Annotated in this window: 22 protein-coding genes, 1 tRNA gene and 1 pseudogene; 11 read left to right on the forward strand and 13 right to left on the reverse strand. The window is 59.8% G+C overall.

Going from position 1 to position 26474, the window contains the following annotated elements:
- Positions 1-76 precede the first annotated feature (76 nt).
- From ACTG19_RS02750 to uvrB, 3 genes are all read right to left on the reverse strand, one after another.
- Positions 77-724 carry a DedA family protein gene (locus ACTG19_RS02750; protein ID WP_040069761.1) on the reverse strand — a complete coding sequence of 216 codons (648 nt, stop codon included), beginning with the start codon at positions 722-724 and terminating at the stop codon, positions 77-79.
- 179 nt (positions 725-903) lie between these two features.
- The gene (locus ACTG19_RS02755; RefSeq protein WP_043820318.1) at positions 904-1161 is read right to left on the reverse strand and encodes a YkvA family protein; all 258 of its coding nucleotides are present in this window, start codon (positions 1159-1161) and stop codon (positions 904-906) included.
- Positions 1158-3170 (reverse strand): excinuclease ABC subunit UvrB, encoded by a 2013-nt coding sequence (uvrB, locus tag ACTG19_RS02760; protein WP_439988694.1) that lies wholly within the window; start codon positions 3168-3170, stop codon positions 1158-1160. Before uvrB ends, ACTG19_RS02755 begins: the two co-directional genes overlap by 4 nt.
- Before the next feature lie 133 nt (positions 3171-3303).
- Between uvrB and ACTG19_RS02765 the strand changes: the two genes are divergently transcribed.
- A tRNA-Asn gene (locus ACTG19_RS02765) sits at positions 3304-3379 on the forward strand.
- Between the two features lie 472 nt (positions 3380-3851).
- Here ACTG19_RS02765 and ACTG19_RS02770 read toward each other — a convergent pair.
- A complete protein-coding gene (locus ACTG19_RS02770) occupies positions 3852-4016 on the reverse strand; it encodes a hypothetical protein (protein WP_439988695.1) in 165 nt (54 codons plus the stop codon).
- A 137-nt stretch (positions 4017-4153) separates the two neighbouring features.
- Between ACTG19_RS02770 and ACTG19_RS02775 the strand changes: the two genes are divergently transcribed.
- Positions 4154-5839 carry an aspartate:alanine antiporter gene (locus ACTG19_RS02775; protein WP_005336899.1) on the forward strand — a complete coding sequence of 562 codons (1686 nt, stop codon included), beginning with the start codon at positions 4154-4156 and terminating at the stop codon, positions 5837-5839.
- A 267-nt stretch (positions 5840-6106) separates the two neighbouring features.
- Here ACTG19_RS02775 and ACTG19_RS02780 read toward each other — a convergent pair.
- A protein-coding gene (locus tag ACTG19_RS02780; protein ID WP_439988696.1) for an IS3 family transposase occupies positions 6107-7326 on the reverse strand; the annotation gives its coding sequence in 2 pieces (ribosomal slippage) (positions 6107-6978 and positions 6978-7326; 1221 coding nt in all).
- A 104-nt stretch (positions 7327-7430) separates the two neighbouring features.
- Complete coding sequence (gene fabB, locus ACTG19_RS02785) at positions 7431-8642, reverse strand: beta-ketoacyl-ACP synthase I (protein WP_040068049.1); 1212 nt, start codon at positions 8640-8642, stop codon at positions 7431-7433.
- Between the two features lie 90 nt (positions 8643-8732).
- Here fabB and mnmC point away from each other — a divergent pair, with 90 nt between their 5' ends.
- Complete coding sequence (gene mnmC, locus ACTG19_RS02790) at positions 8733-10751, forward strand: bifunctional tRNA (5-methylaminomethyl-2-thiouridine)(34)-methyltransferase MnmD/FAD-dependent 5-carboxymethylaminomethyl-2-thiouridine(34) oxidoreductase MnmC (protein WP_439988697.1); 2019 nt, start codon at positions 8733-8735, stop codon at positions 10749-10751.
- Positions 10752-10846: 95 nt separating this feature from the next.
- On the opposite strand, the gene ACTG19_RS02795 is transcribed toward mnmC, so the two are convergent.
- Together ACTG19_RS02795 and ACTG19_RS02800 are read right to left on the reverse strand one after the other, a co-directional pair.
- Positions 10847-11443: a DUF922 domain-containing protein gene (locus ACTG19_RS02795; RefSeq protein WP_064335946.1), complete on the reverse strand. Its 597-nt coding sequence runs from the start codon at positions 11441-11443 to the stop codon at positions 10847-10849.
- Positions 11444-11626: 183 nt separating this feature from the next.
- Entirely contained in the window at positions 11627-12091 is a 465-nt protein-coding gene (locus ACTG19_RS02800; protein ID WP_201950787.1) for a hypothetical protein, read from the reverse strand.
- Between the two features lie 195 nt (positions 12092-12286).
- Between ACTG19_RS02800 and dcuC the strand changes: the two genes are divergently transcribed.
- From dcuC to ACTG19_RS02825, 5 genes are all read left to right on the forward strand, one after another.
- Positions 12287-13639, forward strand: coding sequence for an anaerobic C4-dicarboxylate transporter DcuC (gene dcuC / locus ACTG19_RS02805; protein WP_158111151.1), 1353 nt, complete (start codon positions 12287-12289; stop codon positions 13637-13639).
- 91 nt (positions 13640-13730) lie between these two features.
- The gene (locus ACTG19_RS02810) at positions 13731-15377 is read left to right on the forward strand and encodes a bifunctional metallophosphatase/5'-nucleotidase (protein WP_439988698.1); all 1647 of its coding nucleotides are present in this window, start codon (positions 13731-13733) and stop codon (positions 15375-15377) included.
- Between the two features lie 189 nt (positions 15378-15566).
- On the forward strand, positions 15567-17210 hold the full coding sequence (locus ACTG19_RS02815) for a hypothetical protein (protein ID WP_439988699.1): 1644 nt from the start codon (positions 15567-15569) through the stop codon (positions 17208-17210).
- A gap of 144 nt (positions 17211-17354) precedes the next feature.
- On the forward strand, positions 17355-17858 hold the full coding sequence (locus tag ACTG19_RS02820) for a M48 family metallopeptidase (protein ID WP_005333421.1): 504 nt from the start codon (positions 17355-17357) through the stop codon (positions 17856-17858).
- Between the two features lie 26 nt (positions 17859-17884).
- Positions 17885-18748 carry a DUF2927 domain-containing protein gene (locus tag ACTG19_RS02825; RefSeq protein WP_439988700.1) on the forward strand — a complete coding sequence of 288 codons (864 nt, stop codon included), beginning with the start codon at positions 17885-17887 and terminating at the stop codon, positions 18746-18748.
- Between the two features lie 171 nt (positions 18749-18919).
- On the opposite strand, the gene ACTG19_RS02830 is transcribed toward ACTG19_RS02825, so the two are convergent.
- Both ACTG19_RS02830 and ACTG19_RS02835 read right to left on the reverse strand, forming a co-directional pair.
- Positions 18920-19171: a DinI family protein gene (locus ACTG19_RS02830; RefSeq protein ID WP_005333426.1), complete on the reverse strand. Its 252-nt coding sequence runs from the start codon at positions 19169-19171 to the stop codon at positions 18920-18922.
- Between the two features lie 74 nt (positions 19172-19245).
- Positions 19246-21671, reverse strand: a pseudogene (locus tag ACTG19_RS02835) (DNA polymerase II).
- A gap of 166 nt (positions 21672-21837) precedes the next feature.
- Between ACTG19_RS02835 and ACTG19_RS02840 the strand changes: the two are divergent.
- Positions 21838-22332 carry a prolyl-tRNA synthetase associated domain-containing protein gene (locus ACTG19_RS02840; RefSeq protein WP_439988701.1) on the forward strand — a complete coding sequence of 165 codons (495 nt, stop codon included), beginning with the start codon at positions 21838-21840 and terminating at the stop codon, positions 22330-22332.
- A 109-nt stretch (positions 22333-22441) separates the two neighbouring features.
- Here ACTG19_RS02840 and ACTG19_RS02845 read toward each other — a convergent pair whose 3' ends face one another.
- On the reverse strand, positions 22442-22570 hold the full coding sequence (locus tag ACTG19_RS02845) for a hypothetical protein (RefSeq protein WP_439988702.1): 129 nt from the start codon (positions 22568-22570) through the stop codon (positions 22442-22444).
- Between the two features lie 25 nt (positions 22571-22595).
- Between ACTG19_RS02845 and ACTG19_RS02850 the strand changes: the two genes are divergently transcribed.
- Positions 22596-23834 (forward strand): GGDEF domain-containing protein, encoded by a 1239-nt coding sequence (locus tag ACTG19_RS02850; protein WP_439988703.1) that lies wholly within the window; start codon positions 22596-22598, stop codon positions 23832-23834.
- Complete coding sequence (locus tag ACTG19_RS02855) at positions 23831-24355, forward strand: GNAT family N-acetyltransferase (protein ID WP_439988704.1); 525 nt, start codon at positions 23831-23833, stop codon at positions 24353-24355. Before ACTG19_RS02850 ends, ACTG19_RS02855 begins: the two co-directional genes overlap by 4 nt.
- A 60-nt stretch (positions 24356-24415) precedes the next feature.
- Here ACTG19_RS02855 and ACTG19_RS02860 read toward each other — a convergent pair whose 3' ends face one another.
- Both ACTG19_RS02860 and ACTG19_RS02865 read right to left on the reverse strand, forming a co-directional pair.
- On the reverse strand, positions 24416-25276 hold the full coding sequence (locus ACTG19_RS02860; RefSeq protein ID WP_439988705.1) for a PA4780 family RIO1-like protein kinase: 861 nt from the start codon (positions 25274-25276) through the stop codon (positions 24416-24418).
- A 195-nt stretch (positions 25277-25471) separates the two neighbouring features.
- Positions 25472-26467, reverse strand: coding sequence for an LpxL/LpxP family acyltransferase (locus ACTG19_RS02865; protein WP_439988706.1), 996 nt, complete (start codon positions 26465-26467; stop codon positions 25472-25474).
- Positions 26468-26474: the final 7 nt, after the last annotated feature.

The raw sequence follows: 26474 nt of genomic DNA on the forward strand, positions 1-26474 counted from the left end.
GTCATGCCCGCGTGAAGATAAAAAGGGGGAGCCATAATGGCTCCCCCTTTCTCGTTCTGGCTGACCGTATTTCTGGTTACGCCCTAGCAGTGCTCATCTTGGCCTTGACCGCGCCAATTACCATGGGCAACAGGGAGATACCGATGATGCCGAAGATCAGCAGGGTAAAGTTGTGACGCACCACCGGCAGATTACCAAAGAAGTGGCCGGCATAGACGAAGGAGAGTACCCACAGCAGACCGCCAACCAGGTTGAACGCCAGGAAGCGCGGATAGGTCATGGCCCCCATCCCTGCCACAAACGGCGCAAAGGTACGCACAATTGGCAGGAAGCGGGTGATGATGATGGTTTTGCCACCATGCTTGGCATAGAAGGCGTGGGTCTTCTCCAGATAATCCCGGCGGAAGATTTTGGAGTCCGGATTACGGAACAGCTGCTCGCCGAAGAAGTGACCAATGGTGTAGTTGACCACGTTGCCCAGCACGGCAGCGATGATCAGCACGGCCGCTAGGGTATGGACATCCAGCACGCTGCCCACGGTAAGCGCACCGGCGGCAAACAGCAGGGAGTCACCCGGCAGGAACGGCGTCACTACCAAGCCGGTTTCACAGAAGATGATCAGAAACAGGATGGCGTAAACCCAGACGCCATAGTTCTCGAACAGCTCTTTCAAATGCACATCTACGTGCAGAATAAAGTCAATTGCAAAGAGGATCAGATCCATTTTTTCCATACCCATAAAGTGAACGGCGTGGAGTCTACGCCAATGCTATTCGGGCGACAATCACCGGGGCAGCCTCTTTTTCATCCCGCCGCGCCCACCTTCAAATGAAACCGTTTTTCCGCTTCCTTCGAGGGTGGGAGCACAAAGAGTGATGTCAAGCGTGGTGTTGAAAAGGTGAACTAGGAGGCCTGTTCCAGCTCGCTGCGCACTGCGGGGGGCAAACAACGCTCCCAGCCCCATAGCAACACCAACAGCAGGGTCACATCATCGAACCACCCCAGCAAAGGCACCACGTCAGGGATAAGATCCACCGGACTGATGCCATAGAGCAGGATAAGGATCACCAGTCCCCTCGCCCACCAGGGGGTACCGGGATGGCGAAAACCCTGATAGAGACGACGCAGTCGTTGCCAAATCAGCCAGCGTTTGCGGCTCATGATTCGATCAACTCGCTGCGCAACTGCTGGATCTGATCCCGTAGTGCCGCCGCCTGTTCGAACTCCAGATCCCGGGCATGTTGGAACATCTGCTCCTCCATCCGCTTGATCTCTTTGGCAATCTCGCTGGCAGAGCGGACATGGTATTCCCCTTGCGGCTCGGCCGCCTTGCGCATCCCCTTGCCAGGTTTGCCTGCCGTGCGGCTGCCTCCCATGTCCATCACATCGCCAATGGACTTGTTGAGCCCTTTGGGGGTGATCCCATGCTTGAGGTTATGGGCATGCTGCAAGGCGCGGCGCCGCTCGGTCTCCTCAATGGCGACCTTCATCGAGTTGGTGATGGTATCGCCGTAGAGAATGACCTTGCCGTTGAGGTTACGCGCCGCCCGGCCGATGGTCTGGATCAGCGAGCGAGTGGAGCGCAGGAAGCCCTCTTTATCTGCATCGAGAATTGCCACCAGCGACACTTCCGGCATGTCGAGACCTTCCCGCAGCAGGTTGATACCCACCAGCACATCGAACTTGCCAAGGCGCAGATCGCGGATGATCTCCACCCGTTCGACCGTATCAATATCGGAGTGGAGGTAGCGCACCTTGACGTCGTGCTCCGCCAGATACTCGGTCAAGTCTTCCGCCATCCGCTTGGTCAGGGTCGTGACCAGCACCCGCTCCTCGACGGCGACCCGCTTTCGGATCTCGGAGAGCAGATCGTCCACCTGAGTGGTCACCGGACGCACATCGATCTCCGGATCGAGCAGGCCGGTTGGGCGCACCACCTGCTGCACCACATCGCCGCCGGACTTCTCCAGCTCGTAGGGGCCCGGGGTCGCCGAGACAAACACCGTCTGCGGCATCAGCGCTTCAAATTCGTCGAACTTGAGCGGCCGGTTGTCCAGCGCCGAGGGGAGCCGGAAGCCGTACTCCACCAGGGTCTCCTTGCGGGAGCGGTCCCCTTTGAACATGGCGCCGATCTGCGGCACCGTGACGTGGGACTCGTCGATGATGAGCAGACCGTCCCCCGGCAGGTAGTCAAACAGGGTGGGCGGCGGCTCCCCCGGCGCACGGCCGGAGAGGTAGCGGCTATAGTTCTCGATACCGGAGCAGTAACCCAGCTCCTGCATCATCTCCATGTCGAACTGGGTACGCTGGCTGATGCGCTGCTCTTCAACCAGCTTGTTGAGGGACAACAGCTGCTCGCGGCGACTGCGCAGCTCCTCCTTGATATGCTCGATAGCCCCCAGAATGGTCTCGCGCGGGGTGGCGTAGTGGGTCTTGGGGTAGATGGTGTAGCGCACTACCGTCTGCTCGATAGCGCCGGTCAGCGGGTCGAACAGGGAGAGCCGCTCCACCTCTTCATCAAATAGCTCCACCCGCAGTGCCAGCTTGTCCGATTCGGCAGGGTAAATATCGATGACTTCGCCGCGCACCCGGAAGGTACCGCGTTGAAACGCCATGTCGTTGCGGGTGTACTGCAGCTCGGCGAGGCGACGCAGGATATCCCGCTGGTTAATCACATCCCCCACTTTGAGATGCAGCATCATGCTCAGATAAGCTTGGGGATCCCCCAGACCATAGATGGCCGACACCGAAGCAACGATCACCACGTCGCGCCGCTCCAGCAGCGCCTTGGTGGCGGACAATCGCATCTGCTCGATGTGATCGTTGATGGAGGCATCCTTCTCTATAAAGGTGTCGGTGGTCGGCACATAGGCTTCGGGCTGGTAATAGTCGTAGTAGGAGACGAAATACTCCACCGCGTTGTCGGGGAAGAACTCTTTCATCTCACCATAGAGCTGGGCGGCCAGGGTCTTGTTGGGAGCCAGGATCATGGTCGGGCGGTTCAGGGTGGCGATGACATTGGCCATGGTGAAGGTCTTGCCCGAACCGGTCACCCCGAGCAGGGTCTGGTGGGCCAGCCCCGACTCGATGCCATCCAGCAGTTGGGCAATCGCCGTGGGCTGATCCCCGGCGGGTTGAAACTGGCTGGCTAACTTGAACAATTTGCTCATGAACACTCCCGACACAAAACAGCAGGAGAGCAGTGTAACCGAGGGTTTGGCAGCGGTACACCCGTGCCATCATCCCGCGAATGGCTTGACCACCTCGGACACCTTCTGTATGATGCTCCTCCTTGCCTGATGTTCCCCCGTAGTTCAGTCGGTAGAACGGCGGACTGTTAATCCGTATGTCACTGGTTCAAGTCCAGTCGGGGGAGCCAATTCCTCACCATCTCGGTGCAAGTTATCCACTTTAGTGCCCTCTCCTGCCAATTTTAATGCACAAGATCCTTCTTGCTGCTGACGCTCCCTTTTGTTACCCGTCCCGGCTCGACAGAGTTTTCTCCTGTCGCATCTAACTATTTGATTTTTATACAAACATTTTTCTTCCGGTATTTTTTGAACAGCCCTTGCATCCCAGTGCTGGCGCGGCTTTCAGGGCGATGAACAAGTTTCATAAACAGGGTTATCCACAGATTCTGTGGGTAAGTGCAGCAAGCCCTGTCAGGACGCGGGATTGCCCTTGATGGCCCCCGGCGAAGAGTCATTTTGCTGGCCAACCTGATTTTATGCTGTTTTTTTGCCCCCTCAGGAACAGTGAGGTGACAGGCTCTATTGGCACTTTTCAGAGGTATCTTTTTGCCAACCCTTTTCCCTGTGGGCGAACGGGCAAATATCAAGCTGATTTGCCCCTCAGCCAACCATGACGGCCATCGGTTGAATCTGCTGAAACAGATCCCCGCCAAGCGGCTGAACAGCAGAATCTAAAATATCGGCCTGCGCCAGAGCTCTTCGGTCGCGGGCAGCAGATTTCACTAATTGACAACGGCTGTTACAGCAAAAATTGCCAGATTTCATCCGCTTGTCTCCCTATCACGCCGCCGGTTCCACAAATAGCGTCCGATAACGTCCGATTAATCGCTCCCTTGCGCTTCTTTATTGGGGATAGATCCGGCACAATATCGACCCCACTTTTTTCCTCGGTTTTTCCGGGCATGACCATAGATTTCGTGACACTGCTACATCAAAGCGACTCCCTGCTGCTGTTCGTGGTATTGGCCTTCGGCCTGCTGCTTGGCAAGGTGCGAATTGGCAACTTTCAGATTGGCAACACCATAGGTGTGCTGTTTACCGCCCTGCTGTTCGGCCAGATGGGCTTCGAATTTGCGGCCACCACTGAAAACGTCGGCTTTATGCTGTTCATCTTCTGTGTAGGGATCGAGGCGGGCCCTCACTTCTTCAGCGTCTTCCTGCGCGACGGCATCCACTACATCACCCTGACCCTGGTGATCTTGCTGACCGCCCTGTTGCTGACGGTGGGGCTGGCCAAGTTCTTCAATCTGGGACCGGGCATGGCGGCGGGGATCCTGGCGGGTTCCCTCACCTCGACCCCGGCACTGGTGGGTGCTCAGGATGCCTTGCGCAGTGGTCTGCTCAACCTGCCCCATCAGACCGATATGCAGGCTGTGCTCGACAATATGGGCATCGGCTACGCCCTGACCTATCTGGTGGGTCTGGTGGGCCTGATGCTGGTGGTGCGCTATCTCCCATCGCTGGCACGCCTCGACCTCAATACCGAAGCGCAAAAAATCGCCCGTGAGCGGGGGCTCTCCGACAGCGAGAGTCGCAAGACCTATCTGCCCATCATCCGCGCCTATCGGGTTGGTCCCGAACTGGCAGCCTGGATCGGTGGCCGTACCCTGCGTGAGACCGGCATCTATCCCCATACCGGCTGCTATGTAGAGCGGATCCGCCGCAACGGCATTCTGGCCAGTCCCGATGGCGATGCCGTCATTCAGGAAGGGGATGAGATCGCTCTGGTGGGCTATCCCGAGAGCCACGAGAAGCTGGACGTCAACTATCGCAACGGTAAAGAGGTGTTCGACCGCAACCTGCTCGACCTGCAGATCGTCACCGAAGAGATAGTGGTAAAGAATGACTCCGTGGTAGGCCGCCATCTGGTGGAGCTCAACCTCACCGAGAAAGGGTGCTTCCTCAACCGGGTAGTGCGCTCCCAGATCGAGATGCCCTTCGATCGCAACATCATGCTGCAAAAGGGCGACGTGTTGCAGATCAGCGGCGAGAAGCAGCGGGTCAAACTGCTGGCCAACAAGATCGGCTTTATCAGCATCCACAGCCAGACCACAGATCTGGTGGCCTTCACCACCTTCTTCGTACTCGGCCTGCTGATCGGCTCTGTTTCGCTGGTGTTCGGTCAGATCGAATTCGGTCTCGGCAACGCCGTCGGCCTGCTGCTGGCAGGCATTCTGATGGGTTACCTGCGGGCCAACCACCCGACGGTCGGCTATGTGCCGCCCGGCGCGCTCAGATTGGCCAAGGATCTCGGTCTGGCGGTCTTTATGGTGAGCACGGGCCTGAAAGCCGGTGGCGGCATCCTCGACCACCTCAGCGAGGTGGGTACGGTAGTGCTCTTCTCCGGCATGCTGGTGACCACCTTGCCGGTGCTGGTAGGCTATCTGTTCGGGGTCTGGGTGCTCAAGATGAACCCGGCGCTGCTGCTCGGTGCCATCACAGGTGCCCGTACCTGTGCCCCGGCGATGGATGTGGTCAACGAGGCAGCCAACAGCTCCATTCCGGCGCTCGGCTATGCCGGTACCTATGCGGTGGCCAACGTGATGCTGACCCTTGCGGGCTCCTTTATCATCGGCTTCTGGTTCTAGCCAGCAGCCATCACATTACCGCTAACAAAGAAGGGAGCCTCAGGCTCCCTTCTTGCTATCTGCCTTTCTCCCAAGTGCGGAGCAGGCTCATTGGTGTGGCGCCCCCCATCTGCGCTGAAATCTGCCACCAACCCACTCCCCCTATTCCACAATGGTCGATGCTCTGCTCTGCTCTGCTCTGCTCTGCTCTGCTCTGCAATGAGTGATGGCAGATCCCGTGTCTAGTCCTGAAATAGGTTTACACATTTTCAACTAGCATTTCTCTACTCAGAACCCCCTATGCACCGCATCGAGGGTTCTGTATTTCAACGCATGATGCGGCCGCTCCGCGTTGTAAATATCCACCGCTTCACGCACCATTTCCCGCGCTTGCGTCAAATCCTGCGGGCTTTGCAGCAATAACTCTCCTTTCAAAATCCCGCTCACCCGCTCCGCCAACGCATTTTGGTAACAGTCATACCCATCCGTCATCGAGCATTTCACCCCGTACCGCTCATGTAGTGACTGATACAGCCCCGAGCAATACTGCACGCCGCGGTCCGAATGATGGATGAGTTCACCGCCGCCACGTCGTTGCTTCAGCGCTTTCTTGAACGCCATCGCCACCGACTTGGCGTGCATCCCTTGGTGCACATGATGGCCCACTATCTTGCGTGAGTACGCATCCGTCACCAAGCTCAGGTACAGTGGCCCGCTCCTGGCTGGCAGATAGGTGATATCAGCGACCCAGACCTGCTCCGGGGCCACCGGCGTGACCTGCTCTGGCCCCGCCTTGAGCAAGTTGGGATGACGGTAGAAACGGTGAAAACTGTGGGTGGTCTTGTGATACGCCCGCTTAGGCTGCACCAGCAGGCGGTGCTCGGCCAATATCTGAAACAGCCTGTCCCGCCCGACCTTGAGCCCGCCATCATCCTGACCCTGCAGCAGATAATGCAGCTTGCGAGTGCCCACCCGAGGTTGTCGCAGTCGAACCTGACGCACGAAGCGCACCACCTGTAGCCCTTGTGCATGGCGCTCGTCGGCGACCCGATCGCGCTTGTAGTAAGCCTGCCGGCTTATCCCCAGAAACAGGCAAGCCCTGACAATGGTCAGCCTCTCGACTTGCCGCTGCGAGAGGACTTGCCGGGTCGCTTTTTTACGATGGAGACGCCGTAGTCATTCTTCAGTACATCGACGACGGCCTCAAAGAACTGGGCCTTCTGGCTCATCAGCGCCAGCTGTTGCTCAAGTTCCTTGATGCGCTGTTCGGGTGTCTGGTTGTCGGGGTCAGGCATGGTGATGCTCCTGCCGGCACGTACAGAAGCCCCCTGGCTCCAATCTTGCCGACCATGTTTACGCAACCATACCAGAACGGTGGAGCGGCCCTGAATGCCATAACGCACCTGAGCCTGTTTGTAGGTGAGTTCGCCTTTTTCAATCTGCTCGACCAGCGCCAGTTTAAAAGTCAGCGAGTAATCGCGCTGTGTCCGTTTCACACCTTGTCCCATCGGGTTCTCCATTTATTGGGGGGAAAGGTGTAAACCATATTCAGGACGGGACACCGAAGACAAAAAAAGCGCCCTGAGGCGCTTTTTTCATATCAACCGGATGATCAAGCTTTGAACTTGCTGAACACCAGAGAGGCGTTGGTACCGCCAAAGCCGAAACTGTTGGACATGACGGTGTTGAGCTCGGCCGCTTCGTACTCGCGCACGATGGGCAGCCCTTCAGCCTTCTCGTCCAGGGTCTCGATGTTGATGCTAGGGGCGATAAAGCCGTGTTCCATCATCAGCAGGGAGTAGACAGCCTCGTGCACGCCCGCAGCGCCCAGCGCATGGCCGGTCATCGCCTTGGTAGCAGAGATCTTGGGACCGTTGGCGCCAAACAGAGTCTGGATAGCTTCCAGCTCTTTGGTATCACCCACCGGAGTGGAAGTGCCGTGGGTGTTGATGTAATCAACCTTGCCCACACCCTGCATTGCCATCTTCATGCAACGCACCGCGCCTTCACCGCTCGGCGCGACCATGTCGTAGCCGTCGGAGGTAGCACCGTAACCGGTCAGCTCGGCATAGATGTGAGCACCACGGGCCAGCGCATGTTCCAGCTCTTCGATCACCAGAATTCCACCGCCACCGGAGATAACGAAACCGTCGCGGTTCGCATCATAGGTACGGGACGCTTTTTCCGGCGTGTCGTTGTACTTGGTGGAGAGCGCGCCCATGGCGTCAAACTGGATGGTAGAGGACCAGTCCAGCTCTTCACCGCCACCGGCGAAGACCACATCCTGTTTGCCAAGCTGGATCAGCTCAAGCGCGTGACCGATGCAATGAGCAGAGGTGGCGCAAGCTGAGCTGATGGAGTAGTTGACACCCTTGATCTGGAACGGGGTCGCGAGGCAAGCAGAGGTGGTGGAAGACATGGTGCGCGGCACCATGTAAGGGCCCACACGCTTGACCCCTTTCTCGCGGGCGATGTCCACAGATTCCGAGGTGTTCTTGCCGGAGGCACCACCTGAACCGACCACCAGGCCGGTACGCTCGTTGGAGACCTGATCTTCCGCCAGACCGGCATCTGCAATGGCCTGCTGCATGGAGAGGTAGGCGTAGGCCGCAGCGTCACCCATGAAACGCATGACTTTACGGTCGATCAGTTCAGACGGATCGAGTTTGATGTTACCCCAGACACGGCTGCGCAGGTTGTGCTGCTCGAACTGCTCGGAATAGGTGATGCCGGATTTACCTGCTTTCAGGGAGGCCAGCACTTCTTCCTTGTTGTTGCCGATACTGGAGATGACGCCGATACCGGTGATCACTGCTCTTCTCATTAATTCATCTCGTCTGGAAAAACTGGCGCCAAGTCTACCCGCTTTCGGCTGCCAAACTGGTCTGCTTTCACGTAGAATGCCCGCGATTTTGTGACGCGAGCCGAGGAAAACGTGAGTCAAACATCCTTACATCATGCCCGATTGGACTGGAATGAAGCGGGAACTCCTGTCTCCAGTGACTTCGGGGATGTGTACTTTTCCAATGATAACGGTCTAAGTGAAACCCGCTACGTCTTTTTGCAGCAAAACCGGCTACCTGCGCGATTTTCGCACCACGATAGTGACAGTTTCGTGATAGGTGAAACAGGTTTCGGCACAGGTCTTAACTTTCTGGCGACAATGCAAGCCTTCCTGGAACAGGCGCCCCAATCCGGCAACGGCTCCCGTCTGCACTTCATCAGTTTCGAGAAATACCCCCTGACCCAAGACGATCTGCGCAAGGCGCTGGCCGCCTGGCCTGAAATTGGCCACTTGAGTCAGGATCTTGTCGCCCAATGGCCGCTGCCGGTCTCCGGTTGCCACCGCCTGCATTTTGCGGGTGGCCGCATTCGCCTCGATCTCTGGTTTGGCGACATCAAGGATATGCTGCCGCAGGTGCCTCATCGGGCAGAAGGTCTGGTGGATGCCTGGTATCTGGATGGTTTCTCCCCGGCCAAGAACCCGGAGATGTGGACACAGGAGCTGTTTGATGGTCTCGCTCGCCTCGCCCGTCCCGATTGCTCCATTGCCACCTTTACCTGTGCCGGTTTTGTCCGTCGCGGCCTGATTGCCGCCGGTTTTGCCATGAAGAAGGTGAAGGGCCACGGTAGCAAGCGGGAGATGCTGGTGGGGGATCGCACCGACAAGCAGCCGCAGCAGACCATCGCCCCCTGGTATGCCCGTCCTGCCGGACGCACTGGCGAGGTAGTGATCATCGGCGGCGGCATCGCCTCGGCCATGACGGCGCTCTCTCTGGTGGAGCGGGGTCGCAAGGTGACGTTGCTGTGCGCAGATGGCGAACCGGCTACCGGCGCCTCAGGCAATCGCCAGGGGGCGCTTTATCCGCTGCTTAACGGCGAGCACGATGCACTGTCACGCTTCTATTCGCTCGCTTTTGGCTATGCCCACCAACGGCTGCTGGCGTTGGCCGAGCGTCATCCCATCGCTTTTGCACTGTGCGGGGTAACCCAGCTCGGTTATGACGACAAATCGGCAGCCAAGCTGGCCAAGATGAGTCAGGGCCCCTTCCCGTCCGAACTGATGCATCCCCTCTCTACAGCAGAGGTAGAGCAGGTGGTTGGCCTGCCCTGCGGCCACAGCGGCGTCAGCTATCCGCTGGGAGGCTGGCTCTGTCCGGCCGATCTCACCCGAGCCGCCCTGAAAGAGGCGCAAGCCAGCGGCCTGCTTGAGGTGGTGTTCAACACCGAGGTGGTTGCCATTGCCGAGCAGACAGATGCTTGGCACATAGAGAACCAGGATGGCCGCCACTGGCAGGCCCCCAATCTGGTGGTCGCCGCCGGACACAAGCTGCCATCACTGCTCCCCTTTGCCGAGCTGCCGCTCTATCCGGTGCGCGGTCAGGTGAGCCATGTGCCGACCACGGCCAGCTTGCGTCAGCTCAAGACCGTGCTCTGCTACGATGGCTACCTCACGCCAATGCACAACGATCAACACTGCATCGGCGCCAGTTATGGCCGCAACCAGAGCAGCCTTGAGTTTCGTGCCGAGGAGCAAATCCAGAATCAGGTGCGGTTGCAAGCCTGCCTGCCAGAGCAAACCTGGCCCGCCGAGGTGGATGTGAGTGGCAACAAGGCGCGCGTAGGGGTGCGTTGCGCCAGTCGGGATCACCTGCCGGTGGTGGGGCCAGTGGCCAGATTGCAAGGTCTGGCGGATCACTATGCGCAGCTGCAGCATGATCAGCACAACGCCCAGCCGCTCCCCCTTCACCCCGGCCTCTATGTGCTGGGGGCGCTCGGTTCGCGGGGCCTCTGCTCGGCGCCGCTCTGTGGTGAGCTGCTCGCCAGCGAGATCTGCGGCGATCCCCTGCCGCTGGCCGCCGATCTGCTGGAGGCGCTCCACCCAGCCCGTTACTGGGTACGCAAGCTGCTCAAAGGCAAAGCGCTGGTCTGAACCGGACTCTGCAAACAAACAGAATGGCCGCCCATCGGGCGGCCATTCTGTTTATCAAATCGTGCGATGCTGGATATTGCGTCTTGAGATAGCGCTCACTTGGGCCAGTGCACCCCAAGCTGTTCGCCGTAACCTGTCTGACGCTGGAATCCGTCGAGCCGTCCCTTAATCTTGTTCAGCTCGCCACTGCCTGCTGCCCACGCGGCATAGCGCAGCGCCTGACAATCTGCATGACCGGGTAATCCCGCAATGGCGCCCCCCACCTGATTGGCCCCCTGCAGCACCATCTCCTTGAAGCGGGATTCGTAGTCAAACATGCTGGAGAGCAGACGCCCCCAGCGCTGGCGGGCAGGATCGTTACTGTTCGCGCTCTGACGCCAGCGGGGCAGCAACACAGTGGCGTTGGTGGTCACCGTCACCCGGTTGAGCTGGCAGCGCCCCGGCAACTGCTCGGTATCCAGCTGCCAGTCCACCTGATAACTCGCCTTGCCGAGTACGGGCTTGCCATTCACCTTGGGAGCACTCTGGGCAATCGCCCGGGCAAGCTGCTCCGGACTGGTTGCATTGACCTCATAAAAACGGACATTGATGCGGGACTCTGGCACCACTTGCGGCCGGCTCGGCTGAGCCTGACTCATCAGGGGCAACAGCAACAACCCGACCCCCACTACTCCATAAACCTTGCTGACCATGCCAGACTACCTTCCTTGATTGCACGGGCGGAGTACCAACCTTGGTGAACCCCACCGCCACACAGATGACGGGTATAGCCTATGTGTGACGACGAGGCGGCGCAATACAATGATGCGCCCAGAAATCAGAGCACGCTCACAGGTTGCGTGAGCAGAGTATGGCACAAGGCCAAAACTGTATTTTTATTGAGCATGACGGCTGATTCGCTGCCAGTCGAGGTGATAGTTTTTCACATTGATGTCATGACCATCTATCTGAATAAAATGATCATTTTTAAGGCGGTTGGCAAAAAAGTCCTGATCTGCCCCCTCATTGAGCCACAGCTCGCAAAGTCCCCGTTTTCCCTCTCTGGCATAGAATCTCGGAGTGACCAGCAGCGCGACCCCATCTACCCGGATGGCATGACGGGCCAGGCAGTTTGCTTCCGTGGTTTTGGATGCCAGCGCGGCAAAACGGGGTCTGTTCCCCTCGGCAACCACCAGAACGCCGTAAGAGTGAGGAGCCATGAGACGCCGCATGGCGACCGCCTGATGAGGACCGGTTTGATGAAAACCGTCATTGGTTACCGCAAACACGCAAGTAGGTGAAAATAGCATCGCAAGCAGGAAAAGAGAGCGTTTAATGCCTGAAAAATCACCAATCGCCATATAAAAGCCTCAAAAGACAACCAAGGCTGGCAAGGGTAGGTAGCCAAACCCGCTGGGTAAAGTACCTTTACCTTTCTTTAATTCTGTTCATGGGGTTAAACGTTGATTTAGCTCACACAACATCCTGTTTCCAGTCGCCACTCTACCCCTATCGGAATAGACTCCCTCCACTCTCATCCAATCAGAAGGCAACATATGCTGGAACTCATCGTTGGCACCCTGGTCACCCTGGTGGTGGGCCGTGCCATTTTCAAAGGATACTCCGCGACCGGGGTGCTGCTGAGCGGCGGCTTGCTGCTGCTGGTCATCACCGCCATGATGGGCAAGCCGGTACTGCCGAGCAAGGTGGTCAGCACCGGTTATATCGCAACCGATATCTTCGAATACGTCCGCTTCCTGCTCAATGACCGTGGCGGTGGACTGGGGATGCTGATCATGGTGCTGTGCGGCTTCGCCGGCTACATGAGCCATATCGGCGCCAACACCATTCTGGTCAAGCTGGCCAGCAAACCGCTCGGCATCATCAAGTCCCCCTATATCCTGCTGGTGGCGGCCTATCTGGTGGCCTGCGCCATGTCGCTGGCGGTGAGCTCCGCCACCGGCCTCGGCGTGCTGTTGATGGCCACCCTGTTCCCGCTAATGGTCAACATGGGGATCTCCCGTGGCGCGGCTGCGGCCGTGTGCGCCTCGCCAGCCGCCATCATTCTGGCACCGACCTCAGGGGACGTGGTGATGGCCGCTCAGGCCGCCAACATGCCGCTGCTGGATTTTGCCTTCAAGCTGACCTTGCCCATCTCGCTGGTGGCGATCGCCTGTATGGCGGTGACCCACTTCTTCTGGCAGCGCTACCTTGATCAAAAATCCGGTGAGCACAACGAACCGGTCGCACCGGGTGATCTGGTGACGACTGCGCCGGCCTTCTACGCCATCCTGCCCTTTACCCCCATCATCGGGGTGCTGGTATTTGACGGCAAATGGGGTCCGCAGCTGGATATCGTCACCATCATCGTCATGTGCATGGTGTTGGCCAGCCTGCTGGAGCTCGTGCGGATCCGCAATGGCAAGGAGCTGCTGGACGGTCTGCAGGTATGCTGGCGCAACATGGCTGACGCCTTTGCCGGTGTGGTCATGCTGCTGGTCGGTGCCGGTGTCTTCGCCCAGGGTCTGATGACCATCGGCTTTATCGACACACTGCTGGCTCACGCGCAGGATCTCGGCTCCGGCGGCCTGATCATGATGCTGTCACTGGTGGTGATAACCACCCTGGCCGCCTTCACCACCGGCTCGGGCAATGCCCCCTTCTACGCCTTCGTAGAGCTGATCCCCAATCTGGCAAGCAGCCTTGGCATTAACCCGGCCTATCTGGTGATTCCCATGCTGCAAGCCTCCAACCTGGGTCGCACCATTTCTCCGGTATCCGGGGTGGTGGTCGCCTGTGCCGGGATGGGCAAACTCTCGCCGTTCGAGGTGGTCAAGCGCACCAGTATGCCGGTCGCCGTCGGCCTGCTGGTGGTGATCATCGCCACCCAGATCATGGTACCCGCCTGATCATTGACCAGCCCGGCACCCTGCCGGGCTGGTATCCTCCCCCCCCTTTGCAGTAGACTCGGTGCTCATTTTCCCCCTAAGGAGGACCGAGATGAGTATTACGGTTCAACTTGCCCATTTCAGTGATTGCCACTCCCACTTCGATGGCGCGCCCATGAGCTTCTCCCCTGTCGGTGAAGGCCAGTGGCGCACCCAGTGCGGCGGTTATGCCCGGATCCTGACCCGACTGACCCAACTGCGTGCCAAAGCCGCAGCAGCCGGCCAGCGTTTTCTGTTTCTGCACGGTGGCGACTCCTTTCAGGGCTCGCTCTATTTCAACCGCTTCAAAGGGCGCGCCAACGCCGACCTGCTCGCCATGCTGGCCCCCGATGCCATGGTGCTCGGCAACCACGAGTTCGATCTGGGTAACGGCCCGCTGGTGGAGTTCTTGCGCCAGCTCGATTTTCCGGTGCTGGCCGCCAATCTGGACAACAGTCAGGAGCCTGCCGACACGCCGCTTGGGCTGTGGGATATTCCCCACCTCTACGACGCCCATCAGCCCTGGCATCGTCAGGTGATCGACGGGGTTCCCTTTGCGCTGCTTGGCATCACTCTCGCCCAGATGGCCGCCATCGCCAACCCGGATCCCCACACCCGTTTTCACGCGGTGGCCGACACCCTCACCAAGGTGCTGCGGGAGATAAAGAGCGAAGGGATCCACCATATCGTGCTGCTGAGCCACCTCGGGCTGGATCAGGACAAGCTGCTGGCCGAGCGCTTCCCCGAGCTCAGCCTCATCATCGGCGGCCACACCCACAGCCTGCTGGGGGATCTCGCGCCGCTGGGTCTGCCAAGCGAAGGTACCTACCCCCTGATGAACAACGGGGTAGCCATTTTGCACGCTGGCCACAGCGCCCTCTGCCTCGGTGTCTGCGAGCTCACCTTCGATGAGGCGGGCCGCGTCGTGCAAAGTCAGGGTCAGCTGGAGTGGCTCCCCTGGCAGCCCTGGCCATTTGCCTCCACGCCACCTGTCGGGCTCACCTTCTGCGAGCCGGACCCACAACTGGAACAACATCTGGCCAAACGCTACCGGCCGGAGATTGAAACCATGAGCCAGCGCATCGTCACCCGACTGGCGGCGCCACTGCCCCATCAGCGGCTACCGGATGCCACCCTGCCCCACGGCAGCCAGCTCGCCCCGCTGGTGGCCCGCGCCATGCTAACCGCTGCCCGTGAACAGGTAGGCGAGGTGGACTTTGCCCTGCACAATGCTGGCGGCGTGCGCTGCTCGCTGGAGCCGGGCCCCCTGAGCGAAGCAGATATCGCCGGTCGCCTGCTGCCGTTTGCCATTCCTCTCACCCTCTATCGGGTGCACGGTCACGAGTTGGCGGAAGCGCTGGAGAATGCCATCGACAACGCCACCAACAACGGCGTGGTCGGCAATGGCAATGGCAGCTTCCCCTACACCGCAGGGGTGCGATTCACCTATCAGGCCGATCGGCCCAAGGGTCAGCGCATCACCCGACTGGAGTGGGAAGCCGCCCCCGGCCAGTGGCAAGCGGTCAATGCCGAACAGGTCTATCGCGGAGTGTCGAGCGCCTATACCGCCTCCGGCAAGGAGGGCTACACCGCACTGGCGCGGACCCTGACCCAGCACAATCAGGAGCTCGGCATCACCCTGGCCGACGCCTTTATCCGCTGGGCCCGTCACCTGCCGACACTGGAAGCGCAGCCGCCCCTGCTTGAGTACATCCATTGATGCAGAGGGGGAATGGCTTTGCCACATCCCCCTGACGGCCAATATTGCCGCAGCCAGCGCCCGGTTCCCTGCAAGAACCGGGCTTTTTCGAGAATATTTGCCCCACACGGGCCCGCCCCATTGCATCGCACTCACTAGCTCGGCAAGATAGGCCCGCTTTCAAGACCAGCTGCAGGAACAGGCGACTTCATGAATCACTCCATCCGTTTCACTCCCCCTCGCGTCAACCCGGGTATCAAGCCAGCCATCGTGCTGCTGACCGCCCTGCTGGCGCTGCTCTTCTGTCTGCGCAACCCGCTCTTCCACGCCATGGCGCCGGGCTTTGATGCCTCGCTGTTCGCGGTGATGGGCAAGATGTGGAGCGAAGGGGGCGTGCTCTATCGCGACATGATCGACATCAAGGGGCCGATGATCTTCGCTCTCGACGCGCTGGGTTATCGAATGGGGGGATTTGTCGGGATCTGGACACTGGAGTGGGTGCTCTGCTGGCTCGGATTGCTGGCCAGCTGGCAGGCCTTTGCCCAGCTCGGACTCTCGTTCAAGGCGCGCCTTGGCGCCATGCTGGCGGTGCTGGCTCTCTACGGCACCCGTTACTACTACGGCAACATGACCGAGGACTGGACCTTCCACCTCGCCCTCATCGCCCAGTGTGCATTCATTACCCTGCTGCTGGACAAGGGATTTCGCTGGTGGCCGGCACTGGTGGCGGCACTCACCTTCGCCATCGTCGCCTGGATGCGCACCAACAACGGCGCCTTCTGGGGGGCCTGGTATCTGGTGCTGTTCTGCCACTGGTGCCTGCACGAAAAGTGGCGTGATGCCATCTTGCTGCTCATCTCCAGCCTGCTGGGGCTGGCGCTGATTGGCGGCCCGCTTTACGCCTACTTCCAGCAGCATGATCTGCTGGCGGCCTTCAAATACTACGCCTTCGACATCTTCTTCGAGGGGAGCTACGGCAACGGCTTCTCTCCCATGGTGGGCGCCGTCGGCCTGCTGCGCACAGGCCTTGTGATGCTGCTGCCCGCCTTCATCATTCTGATGCTGAGCCGCCGTCAGGAGTGGTATCTGCCCGCCCTGCTGGCAACCCTGTTTGGGGTACTGTTCACCCTGATCGCCAACTCGGTCTCCGGCCATGTGTTCGATCACTACGACGTGCTCTATCTGCAACTGGCGGTGCTGCCGCTGGCGGTATTGCTGGATCGCAGCGAACAGCAGGCAGATGCCATCGGGCTGCTTTGCATCTCGCTGGTGGTGCTCACCGCCAGCTGGCTGCTGGCCCAGCAGCTCGCCTTTGGCTGGAGCACCAAGGAGTGGTCCCTCGAGCGGGTCAACGAGGTGCTCGGTACCAGCCTGCTGTGGGCGCTGCCGGTGCTGATCCTCATCCCCCTCTGGCGCGCCTGGGATGTGCGCAGTGCCACCCCCTGGCTGGCAACGCTGGCCATGCTGCTGCTGATGATCAACAACGCCTGGGAAGGCACCCTCAAGGGTCGCCCTTTCAATCCGGCCGCGCAGGTACGGGTCGATCGCATCAAAGCCGAGACAGTCCCGAGCGACAAGATCTGGGTCGATGGCATCCAGCCGCAATATTATCTCTGGACCGATCGCCAGCCGGCGTCCGCCTACCTCTTCTTTGCCAACGTCAATCCGCCCTATGACGTGCGCGAGCGAGTGCTGGCCGATATCCAGCGCCAGAATCCGAAGTTCATCATCGCCAAGCCGGATCGGGTGAGCGAGGAGCTGAAAAAACCGAGCACCCCTTCCCATCTCGCCTTCTATCAATACCTGACCAGCCACTACGAAGAGGTGGATCCGGGTCTCTATCGCCGACGCTGATCGTCAATACGCCCCGCAGGGCGGCCATTGTTGCAATGGCCGCCCTTTTTCTTGCGCCAGAACCCCTTGCAGCAGCGGCCCGCAGTAGGCAAGCCCGCCCGAGATAACTACAATGACGCTCTTTTTGATGTAACGAGTGACACCATGGCGGAACTGACTTATCTGGGCGGCTATCCCGACCCTCTCAAGGCACAGGTACAGCAGCTGATTGCGGCAGGCAAGCTGGGGGAGATGCTGGCCAAACGCTATCCGGAAAGCCACCAGATCCAGAGCGACAAGGCGCTGCTCGCCTACACCATGGAGCTGAAGAACCGCTACCTCAAGAGCTCGGCGCCCCTGTCAAAGGTGGTGTTCGATGGCAAGATCAACGTGATCAAGGATGCCCTCGGCCTGCACACCTACGTCAGCCGGGTACAGGGCAGCAAGCTCAAGGCCAAGAACGAGATCCGCATCGCCGCCCTGTTCAAGGAGGCACCGCCCCCGTTCCTGAAAATGATCGTGGTGCACGAGCTGGCCCATATCAAAGAGAAGGATCACAACAAGAGCTTCTACCAGCTCTGCCAGCACATGGAGCCCGACTATCATCAACTGGAGTTTGATCTCAGGCTCTGGCTCACCTGGCGCGATATCGACAAGGCCAACCGCTAGGCTGACAACCGTTTCAGGGAGGAAACATGTCATTTGCCGCAACCCCCTTTGGTGCCACCCGCTTTATTGCCACTTTGGTAATGGCCAACTTGGGCTGCGCTGCCCGTCCCCGCTGCTCGTCACACGGGCTGCTGGCGCTGCTGCTTTTGCTCGCGGGCCACAGCGCCCGGGCCGATGAGCGCTGGCAGAGCAACAGCTATCTGGTCGAGAGCTTTATGGCCATCGCCATGGAGCGGGAGTATGGCGAAGCCAGGCAGACCCGTTTTGCCCGCTGGCAGCAGCCGATCCGGCTGCAACTTATCAACGAGTCGGGTGACAAGCCGCTGCAGGCCGACGTGGTGAAGGTACAGGCAGCCCATCTGGCCCGTATCACCGGCCACCCCATCAGCATGGTGTCCGCAAAGCCCAACCTCACCCTGATCATGACCGACTACAGCAAGATGAAGAGCTGGGCCAACCGCACCATGGGGGGGGATCCATCGGTCAAGATGGCGCTCAAGGAGGGGCTCTGCCTTGCCAACTTCGCAACCAATGCGAAACACGAGATCAGCCGTGCCACCATCATCATTCCGGTAGACTACAGCCGGGCCAAGGGACGCTTTCTCGACTGCGTGGTGGAGGAGTTCACCCAGGTGATGGGGCTGCCCAACGACTCGGACAAGGTGTTTCCCTCCATCTTCAATGACAACAGCATCGACAGCTTTTTGACCGGACTGGACTATGTGCTGCTAAAGATGGCCTATCACCCGACCCTCAAAGCCGGAATGAGCAGTGACGAGATCCGCGCCGCACTGCCTATCGCACTGGCCGATCTGCGTGCCAAAGGGGAGATCCGCGAAGCCAATCGCCGGGTGCAGCAGCAGAGCCTGAAAAGCTGGGCAGGCTTGTAACGGCCTGGCTCAACCCAGAGCCAGACAAGCCACCGCGAACTCATCACCAACAAAAACGCAGCCACCTGGCTGCGTTTTTGTTGTATGGGTATCAGCAGTGCATTAGCGGGCATGCACGTTTATCCACAACCCATTTATCCAACGTCCGAGTTATCCACTGACCGTGCGGGATCAGGAGGCGACGTTCTCTTCCGGCATCCAGCTCTCGGCGTTCTCCCACACCTCCTGCACCATGGCTTCGGCCAGCTCTTTGTCTTCCTTGCTGGCACGGCTGACGGTCAGGGCCATGGCACTGCCCGGCGCGACCCGCACATGGATGTCGGGGAATTTTTCGCCAAGCTGCTTGAGCAGCTCCTGACGCAGCGCCTCCATGGTCGAGGTCGGGATCTGATGTTTTCTGTCGATGATGATTTCAAGACGCATAGGAAACTTCTCCATGATTTATAACTGTATTTTTATCCAGTATTCATGGGAAGTAAAGTGCCAACTTGCACCAATCAGAAAAGATCCAGCTGCTGGCCGCAGATCCGGTCGAACGACTCGCCGATAAAGGGCAGGATGGCGTCGGCAATGGGCCGCAATTGCTTGTCGATATAGTGTTCGTAATCGATGGCACTGCGCCGGTACTCCAGCGGCTCGGGGCCATTGAGGGTCATCAGATAGGCGATAGAGCCCCGATGCTGATAGCGCTGGGGCAGACCGCGGCGCAGGTTCTCCTCATCGGCCAGCCGCGCCGCCCGCACATGGGGCGGCACATTCTTCTGATACTCCTCGAGCTTCTGGCGCAGCCGTTTGCGGTAGATAAGCAGATCGTCGTGACGACCGGCCCGAGTCTCATCCACCATGGTGCGCACATAGCCGCTGGGATCTTCATCGTGAAACACCAGCTCATAGAGGCGGGTCTGGAATTGCTTGGCCAGCATGGTCCAGTCGGTGCGCACCGATTCGAGCCCCTTGAATACCAGCTGTTCACTCCCCTCACTGGCCTTGCCAACCAGACCGGCATAGCGCTTCTTGCTGCCCTTCTCCAAGCCGCGAATGGTGGGCATCAGAAAGCGGCGGTAGTGGGTCTCGTACTGGATCTCGAGATAACTCGGCAGGTCGAACTCGCGCCTGATCAGTGCAGCCCAGTTATCGTTGATCATTTGAGCCAGTCGCTGGCCGATCTCGTCCGCCTCATCGGGGCTGGTCTCGCGCCCCAGATGGACAAAGGTGGAGTCGGTATCGCCATAGATCACCTCGAACCCCTTCGCCTCAATCCACTCGCGGGTCTGCTGCATGATGCTGTGACCACGCAAGGTGATAGATGAGGCTAGGCGCGGATCATAGAAACGGCAGCCCCCCGAACCCAGCACGCCGTAGAAGGAGTTCATGATGATCTTGATGGCCTGGGAGAGTGCCTTGTTGCTGGCAGCCTTGGCCCGATCCCGCGCCGCCCACAGGGTGGCGATGAGTTCCGGCAAGAAATGCCGCTCGCGGGAGAACATGGCGCCGCGAAAGCCTGGAATGGCGTGCTCGGGGTGTTGCAACCCCTCGATGAGTCCCATGGGGTCGATGCAGAAGGTGCGGATGATGCTGGGATAGAGGCTCTTGAAATCGAGCACCAGCACGTGGCGATAGAGGCCGGGTTTGGAGTCCATCACATAGCCACCTGGGCTCGCCAACCCGCCGTCGGCCGGCAGATTGGGCGCCACGTAGCCGCCACGATGGAGCCGCGGCAGATAGAGGTTGGTAAAGGCCGCCACCGAGCCCCCCACCCTGTCCAGCTCAAGGCCGGTGAGGGAGGCGCGCTCGATGGCAAAAGGGATAAGGTGGCAGTAGTCGAAGATCTCCCACACCAGCTTGCAATCTTCCAGGTTATAGCGGGCCAGCGCCTCCTTGTCGGAGTGGAACAGCTCGGTGATCTTTCCCCCCGATTGGCCACGTCCTCGATATCCTTGCCACGGCCAAGCAGTTCGCTCGCCACCGCATCCAGGCTGTAGCTGGCAAACTGCCAGGTGGCGCTTTTCAGGGTGTCGATACCATCGAGCACCATGCGCCCGGGAATGATGACGTTGCCGGTCTGGGGATCGCCCCGTGACGAGCGCCAGAAGCAGAGCTCACGACCCCGCCCGAGCCGCAGCCGCCGCTTGTTAAGCTCGGCGCGGCGTAGCAGCAGGCGAAAATCAAAATTAACCACGTTCCAGCCGATGACCAGATCAGGGTCATGCAGGCTGAACCAGCTCTCCAGCGCACTCAGCAGGGCGCTCTCGTCCGCCACCCACTGGACCTGGGTTCCCCAGCTCTCGGCATCCGCCTCCGGGGTGCCGATCATGATGACCCGCGCATCCTGCTCGCTGTAAAGACCGACCGAGAAGAGGGCCCCGTCCATGGCGCACTCCACATCCAGCGACACCCAGGAGAGGGTTGGCGTCACCGCCTGCGGCGCGCAGCGCGCCTCGTTCACCTCCCAGTAGCCCTGCTTGCCCCCCTTTTTTACCACCCGGCCATCGAAGCGCACGCCAGCGGTGATGAAACGCTCCATCAGAAACCGCTCCGGCAGCCGGATATCCGCCTCGAAGTGCTCCAGTCCGCGAATGAGCAGCAACTCGATGGCGCGGTGAAAGGCGCTCAGGGTAGCGAAATAGCAGCCCACCACGGGGCGACCGTCGAAGGTGTGCATCGGCAGGCGGCGAAACCGTCCGCTCACCCCGGCGCCTTTGAACAGCTCGGCGGCTTCTGCCATATGGCTCTGCGGCAGGAAGAACACCGGCTCCTGCCCCGGCACCACCACCCGCACCGGCCCCTGCGCGCTCCAGAGCCACATCACGATTTCGGTGGTTGCAGGCAGCCCGTTGCGGCCGCGCACGTCCCGACCGTGGCGGGTCAGGATAAAACCGTCGAGCGGCGGAGTGGCGGGTACGGTGGGCTGGGTTGCAGTCATGAAGCGTAAAGGGGCTGTCCGAGAATGGGACTATTGTACGTTCATACAGTGCCTGCTCGCAATCGTCACGCTGGCTGCGAGGCGGGAGTCAAACTGGTAAGCTCGATCCGGTCGTGATTCCCGCCCATCCCGTTCTGACCACTCTTCGCCGACGAAAGGAGTATCTGTGGCAATCTATTCCCTGCTGGATCAGCTGGCTATCCCCTACCAGTGCTTTGACCATCCCCCGGTGTTTACCTGTGAGGAGGCGAGCAAGTTGCTGCCCGACCTACCCGCCACCAAGACCAAGAACCTCTTTTTGCGCGATCCGAAAAGCGAGCGGCTGTTTCTGGTGGTGAGTCCGGAGGATCAGCGGGTCGACCTCAAGGCGCTGGCAGCCATGCTCGGCATCAAGCGGCTGAGCTTTGGCTCCCCCGAGCGGCTCGATGCGGTGCTCGGCCTTACCCCGGGCTCGGTGACCCTGCTCGCCATGGTGCGCGACAGGGAAAAAGCGGTAGAGCTGGTGGTGGACGAGGCCATCTGGCAGGCCGAACAGGTGCAGTGCCATCCGCTGGTCAACACCGCGACTCTGATCATCCGCCTCGACGACGTGCGCCGTCTGCTGACCCATCTGGACAGGGAGGCCATCGTAATGCGCTTGCCTGCTGCAACCTGCGATTAGCACAACGTCTGGCGGTTGGGTTCAACCTGCCGCCAACACAACCACCTTTCACGCAGCGAAATTGACTGACAAGACAATAAAATGGCTCCTTGTGCGCTGATAAATCGAGTCAGCAGTTGCCATCGCGCAAGAAGTCGGAGGTGAGCACATTCGGCCATTTAACCCATTGATAATAGGCTGGATTCATGTTGTGATCGGCCACTGCCAGCAGGCGATACCCCATCGCCTGTTCGTTCACAGGTGACTTCCCAGAGAGCCCCTTGATGCCAAGTCTGTTTTCCTCGGCCCAGTTGTTGAGTCTGGTGCTGTTCGTCACGCTGTCACATGTGGGGGTCGCCACCATTTTCGCCGCCATGTGGCACACCCATCGCCAGATCAGGGCATTGATCTACTGGTCAGCGGGGGAACTGGTTATCGCGGGGGCTTTTTGCTGCCTGCTGCTGCGCCCCCTCGAGGGAAATGCATCCCTTGCCAATATTCTCTGCACCAACCTGCTGTTGATGTCGACCACCCTGCTCTATGAACGGGGGATGCGCCACTTCTTTCGCCGTGAAGCAGACCAACTGGGTTGGCTGCAGCCCGCCGTTACCCTCGGCGGTTTCGTCCTGTTTGCCCTGACCACCCTGCAGCAACCCCTCTTTGATGTGCACAGCCGGATCATCGTGCTCTCCGGCGTGCTCTCGCTGCAGATTGCGCTGCTTATCTGGCAGCTCTGGCGCTACCAGCGGCTGGCCCCCGTCTATCGGGTGCTGCGCTTTGCCATTCTGCTGCTCGGCCTGCAACTGCTGTTGCAACTGCTGCGGATCGCCAAACACCTCTGGCAGCCGGAGCTGGCGGCCAACTCCTTCACCGACCCGCTGCTCGGGCCTGTGATCCTGCTCAGCCTGCTCTTTACCATCGCCCGCAGTTATCTACTGCTGAGCCTGGTCCACACCCGCCAGCAGCAAGCCTTGCTGGCCACCCAGCGCAAGCTGGAGCGGCGCGCCAATCAGGATGAGCTGACCGGCCTCTTCAGCCGCCACTATTTCGAACGCCAGGTTGCCCTGCGTGCCCGCGAGGTGACGAGCCCCGGCCAGCTGCTGCTGATCGATCTGGACAACTTCAAACAGATCAACGACCGCCACGGCCACCCCGCCGGTGATGCCATGCTGCGCGCCGTGGGTCGGGTGATCGCCAATACCCTACCTGCCGAGGGCATGGCCGGTCGGCTTGGCGGCGATGAGCTGGCCCTGCTGCTGATGGCGGACCCGCAGACCCTGCCCGACTACTGTCACAGCCTGCAACAGCAGATCGCCGAGGCGACCCGGGCGCTGGCCGGTGGCCCCATCAGCCTCAGCATCGGCCTCACCTCGCTACACCCTGACGAAGGATTTGAAGCGGCCTACCTGCGAGCGGATCAGGCTCTTTACGCCGCCAAACAGGCTGGAAGGCAACGGGCCTGCGTACAGGAGCTCCACCACAACGAGCCCCAGCCGCTGCAGCCCTGCGCGCTCCTATCATGAGCGCAGTGCTCGCTCTGCAATGTCGACCGGCCAGACTGGCAGATGCTCCGGCTTACCATCGCTATGTCACCGAATGCGCCAAAGACGGACAGCCGCTCTATCAGGTGGCACAATTTGACCCGGACGGCTGGCTACAGAGCCTGCTGGATCACGCAGAAGGACGCAACTTGCCCAGTGGATACCTGCCGACTACCACCTATTTTGCCCTCGATGGCGAGGAGATCATCGCCACCCTGCGTCTGCGTCACGGTGACAATGAGGCAACCCGCCAGTGGCTGGGTCATATCGGTTACGAAACTCGCCCCTCTCGCCGTGGCGAAGGGGCCGCGACCGTGCTGCTGCGCTGGGTACAACAACAGGTGCTGGCAGCGCCGGTGCTGATCTGCTGTGACCAAGACAATCTGGCCTCCCGCAAGGTCATTACAGCAGCCGGTGGCGTGTGGCTGGGACGGCGCTTCCATCCGGGGGATCGCAACTGGCTGGAGATGTATCAACTAGCCCCCAGCCCCAGCCGACCATAGCCGCAGCAGTAATAAAAAGAGCGCCCCGAAGGCGCTCTTTTTGCGAACGTGGCAAGACCGTTAGTAACTGTCTTCCTGCTCCGCCTTCATCCGGGCCTGACGGGCATAGGCCTCCTCTTCGGCGCTCTCGATCTCCTGCAGCACCGAATCGAGATCGATGGCGGCGCGGCTCTCTTCAAAGTGACCGGTCAGCTCGCTATCGGGGGTGAGTTTGCCATCTTCAAACAGCGCCCACATCTCCTGGGCATAACGGATCTTGAGCAGCTCGGGGGCATACATGCCGTAGTAGTTGCGCATATTGTTGACGTCCCGCTCCAGCATCGCCTTGGCCTGGTTGTTGGCAGCGGCGTCCACCACCTGGGGCAGGTCGATAATGACGGGGCCCTGTTCATCCACCAGCACATTGAACTCGGAGAGATCGCCGTGGATAAGACCGGCGCAGAGCATGCGCACCACGTAACGGATCACCTTGGCATGGTCGATGACCGCCTGCTCGGGGGTGAGTGCCACATCGTTGAGGCGCGGCGCGACATTGCCATCCTCATCGGTGATAAGTTCCATCAAGAGGACACCATCGAGGCAGACATAAGGCTGCGGCACCCGCACACCGGCCGCCGCCAGCTTGAACAGGGCGTCGACCTCGGTGTTCTGCCACACCTCTTCATGCTGCTTGCGGCCGTACTTGGAGCCCTTCTCCATGGCGCGAGCGCTGCGGCTGTTACGCACCTTGCGCCCCTCCTGATAGACCACGGCCTGCTTGAAGCTGCGCTTGGACGCCTCTTTATAGACTTTGGCGCAGCGGATCTCGTCGCCGCAGCGCACTACATAGACGTCGGCCTCTTTGCCGCTCATCAACCGGCTGACGACCTCATCGACCAGGCCGTCATCAACCAGAGGTTGGATTCGATTTGGAATTTTCATGGCCGCCCTTTTACCCTATTTCCGCTCTCGAAGATAGCTCCGCGCACGCTCACCTGCCTCTCCCTTTCATAAGACACCCTGTTATCCCCTGTTTGCGCTGTTTTTGTCCACCCGTTCGCCTTAAAAACCACCAGCAGCAGACCAAATACGAAAGGCGCCTGTGCCAACAAAAATGGCCCGCAAGCGGGCCAATTTTCAAGGTTCGGGCGGCAAGCCCTGACGAATGCGCTGGATCCCCGCTTCATAGAGTCCGTCATCCCCCTCCTGATGCTCCAGGGTTTCGAAGATCTTGAGAAACCACATGTACTGCTCGGGATGGCGGGCCACCTGCATCTCCACCACCCGGTTCATGGCATTGACGTCTGCCAGCAGATCGGCGGTGGGATAAGGGTCAAACGGCGGCTCGATCTCCAGCAGATAGCGTCCCTCATCCTCGTCATAGCTGGCGAAGATGGGCACGGCTCTGGCACCGGTCAGCTTCACCAGCTTGGGCAGGGCAGGCAGGGTTGCCTTGGGGCGGCCGAAAAAGGGAACAAATACGCTCGCCTCGCGGCCGTGATCCTGATCCGGCAGATAGAAGAAGCTGGCTCCAGCGCGGATCGCCTTGATCGCCGGCTTGATACCGACGCTGCGTTCATACACCTTGCCTGCTTTGGCTCGTTCGCGGTTGATGTACCAGTCGAACACCTGATCCTTGGGGCTCTTCATCATGGTGCACATATTGATGCCCATCATGGAGAAGTAACGACCAATCATATCGACCGCCCAGGTATGAGGCACCACCAGGATCACCGGTCGGCCAGCGGCCTGCTCCGCTTGCACATGCTCCCAGCCGCTCACCTTGACGCGGCGAGCAAGATGCGTTTTGCTGCGCCAGCTAAGCTCGCCAAAACCCATAAAGGTCTTGAGCCCGACCCGGATCGACTTAAGCAACAACGCCTGTCGGGCGGCGGCATCCAGCCCAGGAAAGCAGATCTTGAGGTTGGTATCGGCGATATAGGCCTGCTTTTTCGAAAAACGCAGCAGGGTCGGCGAAACCAGATCGGCAAAGCGATCTCGCACCCTCGCAGGGGTAAATGCCAGCAAAGAGAGCAGGCCCAGCGCACACCAGCTGCCCCACCATTTGGGATGCAGCAGGCGAGTATGAAATGAGGTATCAAATACCGGATCTAATGCGGACATGGCGGCCATCAAGTCA

It is taken from the genome of Aeromonas sp. 3P, from assembly GCF_051919745.1.
Lineage (GTDB): Bacteria > Pseudomonadota > Gammaproteobacteria > Enterobacterales > Aeromonadaceae > Aeromonas > Aeromonas veronii.

Excerpts from the sequence above, each read along its gene's own strand:
- ACTG19_RS02800 (WP_201950787.1), bottom strand. The coding sequence starts at position 12,091 with ATGGCGATTGGTGATTTTTCAGGCATTAAACGCTCTCTTTTCCTGCTT.
- uvrB (WP_439988694.1), bottom strand. The coding sequence starts at position 3,170 with ATGAGCAAATTGTTCAAGTTAGCCAGCCAGTTTCAACCCGCCGGGGAT.
- ACTG19_RS02810 (WP_439988698.1), top strand. The coding sequence starts at position 13,731 with ATGAGTATTACGGTTCAACTTGCCCATTTCAGTGATTGCCACTCCCAC.
- ACTG19_RS02860 (WP_439988705.1), bottom strand. The coding sequence starts at position 25,276 with ATGAAAATTCCAAATCGAATCCAACCTCTGGTTGATGACGGCCTGGTC.
- ACTG19_RS02795 (WP_064335946.1), bottom strand. The coding sequence starts at position 11,443 with ATGGTCAGCAAGGTTTATGGAGTAGTGGGGGTCGGGTTGTTGCTGTTG.
- fabB (WP_040068049.1), bottom strand. The coding sequence starts at position 8,642 with ATGAGAAGAGCAGTGATCACCGGTATCGGCGTCATCTCCAGTATCGGC.
- dcuC (WP_158111151.1), top strand. The coding sequence starts at position 12,287 with ATGCTGGAACTCATCGTTGGCACCCTGGTCACCCTGGTGGTGGGCCGT.
- ACTG19_RS02775 (WP_005336899.1), top strand. The coding sequence starts at position 4,154 with ATGACCATAGATTTCGTGACACTGCTACATCAAAGCGACTCCCTGCTG.
- ACTG19_RS02820 (WP_005333421.1), top strand. The coding sequence starts at position 17,355 with ATGGCGGAACTGACTTATCTGGGCGGCTATCCCGACCCTCTCAAGGCA.
- ACTG19_RS02755 (WP_043820318.1), bottom strand. The coding sequence starts at position 1,161 with ATGAGCCGCAAACGCTGGCTGATTTGGCAACGACTGCGTCGTCTCTAT.
- ACTG19_RS02855 (WP_439988704.1), top strand. The coding sequence starts at position 23,831 with ATGAGCGCAGTGCTCGCTCTGCAATGTCGACCGGCCAGACTGGCAGAT.
- ACTG19_RS02825 (WP_439988700.1), top strand. The coding sequence starts at position 17,885 with ATGTCATTTGCCGCAACCCCCTTTGGTGCCACCCGCTTTATTGCCACT.
- ACTG19_RS02850 (WP_439988703.1), top strand. The coding sequence starts at position 22,596 with ATGCCAAGTCTGTTTTCCTCGGCCCAGTTGTTGAGTCTGGTGCTGTTC.
- ACTG19_RS02830 (WP_005333426.1), bottom strand. The coding sequence starts at position 19,171 with ATGCGTCTTGAAATCATCATCGACAGAAAACATCAGATCCCGACCTCG.
- ACTG19_RS02750 (WP_040069761.1), bottom strand. The coding sequence starts at position 724 with ATGGATCTGATCCTCTTTGCAATTGACTTTATTCTGCACGTAGATGTG.
- ACTG19_RS02770 (WP_439988695.1), bottom strand. The coding sequence starts at position 4,016 with ATGAAATCTGGCAATTTTTGCTGTAACAGCCGTTGTCAATTAGTGAAA.
- ACTG19_RS02865 (WP_439988706.1), bottom strand. The coding sequence starts at position 26,467 with ATGGCCGCCATGTCCGCATTAGATCCGGTATTTGATACCTCATTTCAT.
- ACTG19_RS02815 (WP_439988699.1), top strand. The coding sequence starts at position 15,567 with ATGAATCACTCCATCCGTTTCACTCCCCCTCGCGTCAACCCGGGTATC.